Source organism: Anaerolineae bacterium, from assembly GCA_014360855.1.
Taxonomy (GTDB): domain Bacteria; phylum Chloroflexota; class Anaerolineae; order JACIWP01; family JACIWP01; genus JACIWP01.
This window is the reverse complement of record JACIWP010000218.1, coordinates 1-5,184: the sequence shown is the minus strand read 5'-3', so window position 1 is coordinate 5,184 and position 5,184 is coordinate 1. Positions and strand designations below refer to the sequence as shown.

At 65.0% G+C, this 5,184-nt stretch carries 3 protein-coding genes; 1 reads left to right on the top strand and 2 read right to left on the bottom strand.

Going from position 1 to position 5,184, the window contains the following annotated elements; translation table 11 throughout:
- Positions 1-976: glycosyltransferase family 4 protein (locus H5T60_11330; GenBank protein MBC7243024.1), on the bottom strand; the 976-nt coding region annotated here is incomplete at its 3' end.
- 245 nt (positions 977-1,221) lie between these two features.
- Between H5T60_11330 and H5T60_11325 the strand changes: the two genes are divergently transcribed.
- Complete coding sequence (locus tag H5T60_11325) at positions 1,222-2,397, top strand: M20 family metallopeptidase (protein ID MBC7243023.1); 1,176 nt, start codon at positions 1,222-1,224, stop codon at positions 2,395-2,397.
- Positions 2,398-2,460: 63 nt separating this feature from the next.
- Here the strand turns inward: H5T60_11325 and H5T60_11320 are convergent, their stop codons facing one another.
- The gene (locus H5T60_11320) at positions 2,461-5,118 is read right to left on the bottom strand and encodes a S8 family serine peptidase (protein ID MBC7243022.1); all 2,658 of its coding nucleotides are present in this window, start codon (positions 5,116-5,118) and stop codon (positions 2,461-2,463) included.
- Positions 5,119-5,184: the final 66 nt, after the last annotated feature.

Genomic DNA, 5,184 nt, shown 5'->3' with positions numbered 1-5,184 from the left:
TCAGGTCTTCCACATCGTGGGGGTCAATGAGCAGGCCGGCATCCCCCACGATTTCGGGCATGGCCGACACGTTCGAGACGATGACCGGGGTGCCGCAGGACATGGCCTCCAACGGGGGCAGGCCGAACCCTTCGTAGAAGGCGGGATGGACGAGCACATCGGCGGCGTTATAGAGATAGAGCAGATGCTCGACCGGCACATGGCCCAGGAAAATGCAGTCGTCCTCCAGGCGGAGCTGGTTGACAAGGGTGAAGACGTCATCAAAGAGCCAGCCCTTGCGGCCGGCCAGCACCAGTTTATGCGGCAGGCGGTAGCGGTCGCGCAGATTGCGCAGGGCTTTCAGGAGGGCCGGCAGGTTTTTGCGCGGCTCGATGGTGCTGACGAACAGGATGTAGGCCGGCGGGAGGGAATAGCCGGCCTCCTGCAGGGCGCGCCGCGCTTCCTCCCTCGGCACGGGCCGGAACAGCGGGTTCGCCGCCTCGTAAATCACGCTGATCTTGCGCTCCGGCACGCCCAACAGCCGCATGGTGTCGCGTTTGGTGCTTTCCGAGACAGTGATGATATGGTTGGCGCGGCGCACCGCCTGGTCAATCTGGCCGTAATAGCGCGCGCTTTCCTTGGTGAGAAAGTGGGGATACAGCAGGAAGGCCAGGTCATGCACGGTGATGACGGTGCGAAAGACGTTGGAGTGCGGTGGGATGAAATCCGGGCTGTGCATGACATCCAGCCGAAAGCGGCTCAGCTCCAGCGAAAGGAGCCAGCTCTCCAGGCGGTGATGGCTGGGCGTCCAGAGGATACCGCGCTTGAAGCGTGGATTGTCCGTGACCAGGTTATGTCGTGCGTCTTTGCGACTGTAGAGGATAACAAATTCCTCGTCCCCGTCCAGGTGGGCCAGCGCCTGAACCAGGCGCTTGGTGTATTCTGCGATGCCGCCGGGGCTGTAGTACAACAGCCGAGCATCAATGCCGATACGCATTGGCGATGGTAGACTCCCGTTGAATGGTTCAACATGTTGGGCCGGCCATAAAGCCTAAAAAGCCCCCTGCTGGAAAGCGAGTCCAAGAGGGGGCCGCTCTGACCCAATTGTTCATACAGTGATATCTTACCAGCAAAGATGCGAAACGTCAAATATCAGGAGGTGCTGGGAAGGCCGGCGGTGTGCTATAATACACCTGTCGAACCCAACGACCGCCATTTTTCGCCACCAATGGAGGTACTGCCATGGATTCTTTGCAAATGCGGGCGCTGAGCGCCATTGATGAGGAGCGCGGCGCGCTGGTCAAGCTGGCCGATGACCTGCACGCCCATCCCGAGGTCGGCTACCAGGAGCACTATGCCGCGGCGCGGCTTACCGCCTTCCTGCGGGAGCGCGGCTTCCAGGTACAGTTCCCCTACGGTGGAGTAGAAACTGCGTTCCGCGCCCAGGTAGGCGCGGACCGGCCCACCATCGCCCTCATTGCTGAGTATGACGCGCTCCCAGAGATCGGACATGGGTGCGGGCACAACCTCATCGCCGGCAGTGCTGTCGGCGCTGCCCTCGGCGCGGCCGCTGTCATCGCGGAGCTGGAGGGTTCCGTGGCCGTCATTGGCACGCCGGCGGAGGAAATCCTCTATCAGACCCCCGGCAAGGTGCGTCTCCTGCGCGCCGGCGCCTTCTCCGACATCGACGCCGCCCTGGAGTTTCACCCTTGGACGGCCACCGGCCTGCTGACCAAGGATCGCGCCCTGGTCAGCTTGAACATCTCTTTCCACGGCCGGCCGGCGCACGCCGCCGCCGATCCCTGGAACGGCATCAACGCCCTCGACGGAGTGCTCCTGACCTTCAATGCCATCAATGCCCTGCGCCAGCACATCAAGCCAGAAGCGCGCATCCACGGCAACATCACCCACGGCGGCGAGGTGCCAAATGTCATCCACGCCTTCGCCGCCGCCCAGATCATCGTGCGCGCCGAGGACCGCCGCTATCTGTTCGAGGAGTTATTGCCAAAGGTGGAGAACTGTGCCCGCGGCGCATCCATCGCCACCGGCGCCCAGGTGGAGATCGTCCGCACATCGGAGATTGACAGCACCCTCAATAATCCGGTGCTGGCCGGCCTGCTGGAGCAGGCCGCGAAGGAATGCGGCATCCCCTTCGGGGCGCCGGTCGAGTTGGGGGCTTCCACCGATTTCGGCAATCTCAGCCACGCCGTGCCGGCCGCCAGCTTCATGATCGATATCGGACTGCCCCCCGGCACAGCCTGGCACTCGCGCGAGGTGGCCCAGGCGGCCGGCGGGCCAGGCGGCCACCGCGCCATGCTGAGCGCGGCGCGCATCATGGCGCTGACGGTGCTGGAACTGCTCCGCCGGCGGGAGCTCCTCCAGCAGGCGTTCGCCGCCTTCCAATCGGCCGTCAAATGATGCGAAAAGGCGGCGGGAGCCTTTGGTGCTCCCGCCGCCTGCTATGATGCGAGGCTCATCCGCTCACGGCGATTTCGCCGGGGCAACCGCCACCACAACCACCGCATCCGCGTGCCGGTTGATCAGCCCACTGCCGGCGAAATAGACGTCGCTCCCCGGCAGGAAGCGCACATCGGTGCCCCGCAGGCCGTTGCGGGTAGGGCGCAGAGCCTTGAAGCGCAGGGTGGCCAGACGCACTGCGGCACCCTCCGCCGGCCGGCCCCGCAGTTCCCTGCCCAGCGCCACCGAGATCACCCCCCGCTGGCTATCCGCCCGGTTCTGCAATACCACTGGCAGATCCGCGCCCACTGCGGCGCCGGCCACCGGCTGAAGGATATCCGGGTCATAGCTGATGGCGAATTCCGCCGCATCCACCGCGCCGCCGGCGGTGTCCAGCAGTACGTTCAGCTCCACAATGTCGCCGGCGTGCACCAACTGCCGTTCCGGCGCCAGCCACAGCCGCATCTTGCGCTGTGGCGGGAGCGTGGACGCTGCCTGGGTGCCGGCCACAACGATCGGCCCTTCCAGGGCATAATTGGACGCCAGCAGGGAAAAGTCCAGGGCGGTGATACGCCCGTCATCGTTGAAATCGGCGTGCTCATCCCAGCCGGCATCCCCCCGTTGGGTGGCGTAGGCGGTGGCAAGGATGGAGAAGTCCACCCCCGAGACCCGGTCATCTCCGCTGGCATCCCCTTCCAGCAGGGTGCCCATATCTACCACGCCGACAGCCGGCAGGGTAACACCGCGCCGGAGAGTGCTCAGCGAATGCCGGCCTTTCACCAGCATGTCAAAGGTCCCTGAAGGTGGGGACAGCAGGGCGAATCGTCCGGTCTCATCGGTGGTCACATCGAAGGAGCGCACGACACTGCCGGCGGCATCCAGCAGTTGCACTGTCAGCGCATAATCGCTCCAGCGCGCGCAGGGAGAGACGCCGTGCCCCTGCAGGCGCACCGCGCCGATGAACCAGGGTGCCTGCACCACCACGCCGGCATCCCGGCGCTCCGCCACCAGCTCCTGCCCGTAATAGAAGGCCTGAGACATGGGGTCAATGGAGATACGAGTGCCTTCGGGCGTCAGCGTCTGCGCCAGGGCGCGGAAGCGCACCGTGAACAGGACGATATCCCCTCGGGGCGCCGGCCCCGAGTATGAGGCCCGCGCGTCGAACAGCACCGTGCCGGCGGCATTATCCGCCTGCGCCCACAGAAGAATAGGAAGCGCCTCCCCCGGGATGATGGTGGTTGCCGGCTGTCCGCTGACATCCACCACCTGCAGGACCGCCGGATCGAAATGCAGGATCACATTCGCCGATTCGACCGGCAGAAAGTCGCTGGAGAGCACTACATTGAGGCGAAAAATGGTATCCTGGGAAACCGCGCTGGCCGCCGGCTCCACGCGCAGAGAAGCGTTGGCCGCCCGGATCAGCGCCTGGAGCACATCCACCCGCCCCCAGCCGTACTCCGGGTCCCATCCGGGCGCGCCCCTGTCTTGGGCGGTGCTGGTGATAATTTCCGCCACCTGAAGTGGAGAGAGCGAGGGCTTTACGGAGCGCAGGAGAGCAGCCATGCCGGCGACGTGGGGAGCGGCAAACGAGGTCCCCTCCCCCCAGGCATAGCCCCTGGACAGGCCATCTCCATAGATCGAGAAAACCCTGCGACTGCTCTCACTGTTTCCGCCGGGCGCCGCCACATCCACAAAATCCCCGGTGGTGGAATAATAGGCATGCTCATCGTTGGCCCCGACCGCGGCCACCGCGATCACCCCCGGATACATGGCCGGATATATCGGGTGGTTATCCAGATGATACGTATTGCCGGCGGCCGCCACGACTACCACATCGTGGGAGAGGGCGTAATTCACCGCATCCTCAACTACGCGCACACTCTGTGACGAGCCAAGGCTCAGGTTGATGACATCCGCCCCGTGATCCACCGCCCACACTATGCCGGCCGCCACATCACTGGCATATCCAGTACCATCGCTGCCCAGCACCTTGACCGGCATCAGCCGCACGTTCCAGGCCACCCCCGCAATCCCCTGGCCGTTGTCGCCCATCGCGCCGGCCAGGCCGGCGCAGAAGGTGCCGTGGCCCTTGTCATCGCTCGCCTCCGGATCCTCATTGACAAAATCGTAGCCGGCGACGAGCCTGCCGGCCAGCTCCGGATGGCCCAGGTCAATGCCGGTGTCCACAATGGCAATCACCGCATCCGCCGAGCCGACACTGATATCCCAAGCCGGGATCATCCTGATCGATAGCATGTTCCACTGTTCATCAAAGTAGGGATCATCGGGTATGTCCAGCGCCTGGACGATCGCATCAGGCTCGGCGTAGCGCACCGCCGGCAGTGCCCTCATCTCACCGGCCAGCGCTTCCTCCTGCCCTTTCGGCACCGACACCACCGCGGCGTTGAGGGCCGGCATGCGCCGCAACACCGTCCACCCACGGCTGGCCAGGAAGGTTCGCTGTTCCCCCTGCGTCACGCCAGGTTGAAAGCCGATCACCAGCCGGCCGGGCGCGGAGGCAGGCGCGGTGCCCTCTTGCGCGCCGGCCAGCGGGAGCGCTGGCCAATCCCCGGACGGGCCTTCTGCCCAAGCCAGGGGAACGAAGGCAAGGCCGGCGATCAGCGCCACCCCGAGCGCCACCACCCAGGCTGTACGGTTCCAGCGTTTGCGGCCGGGACCCATGGTCTGCCTCCTAGAAAGCCCGGACCTTTCGGCTACCCGCCGGCTTTCCCCTCCCTATTTTCATTA

What these genes read in the sequence shown, in the direction of transcription:
- H5T60_11320 (MBC7243022.1), bottom strand. Translation starts at nt 5,118, where the DNA reads ATGGGTCCCGGCCGCAAACGCTGGAACCGTACAGCCTGGGTGGTGGCG.
- H5T60_11325 (MBC7243023.1), top strand. Translation starts at nt 1,222, where the DNA reads ATGGATTCTTTGCAAATGCGGGCGCTGAGCGCCATTGATGAGGAGCGC.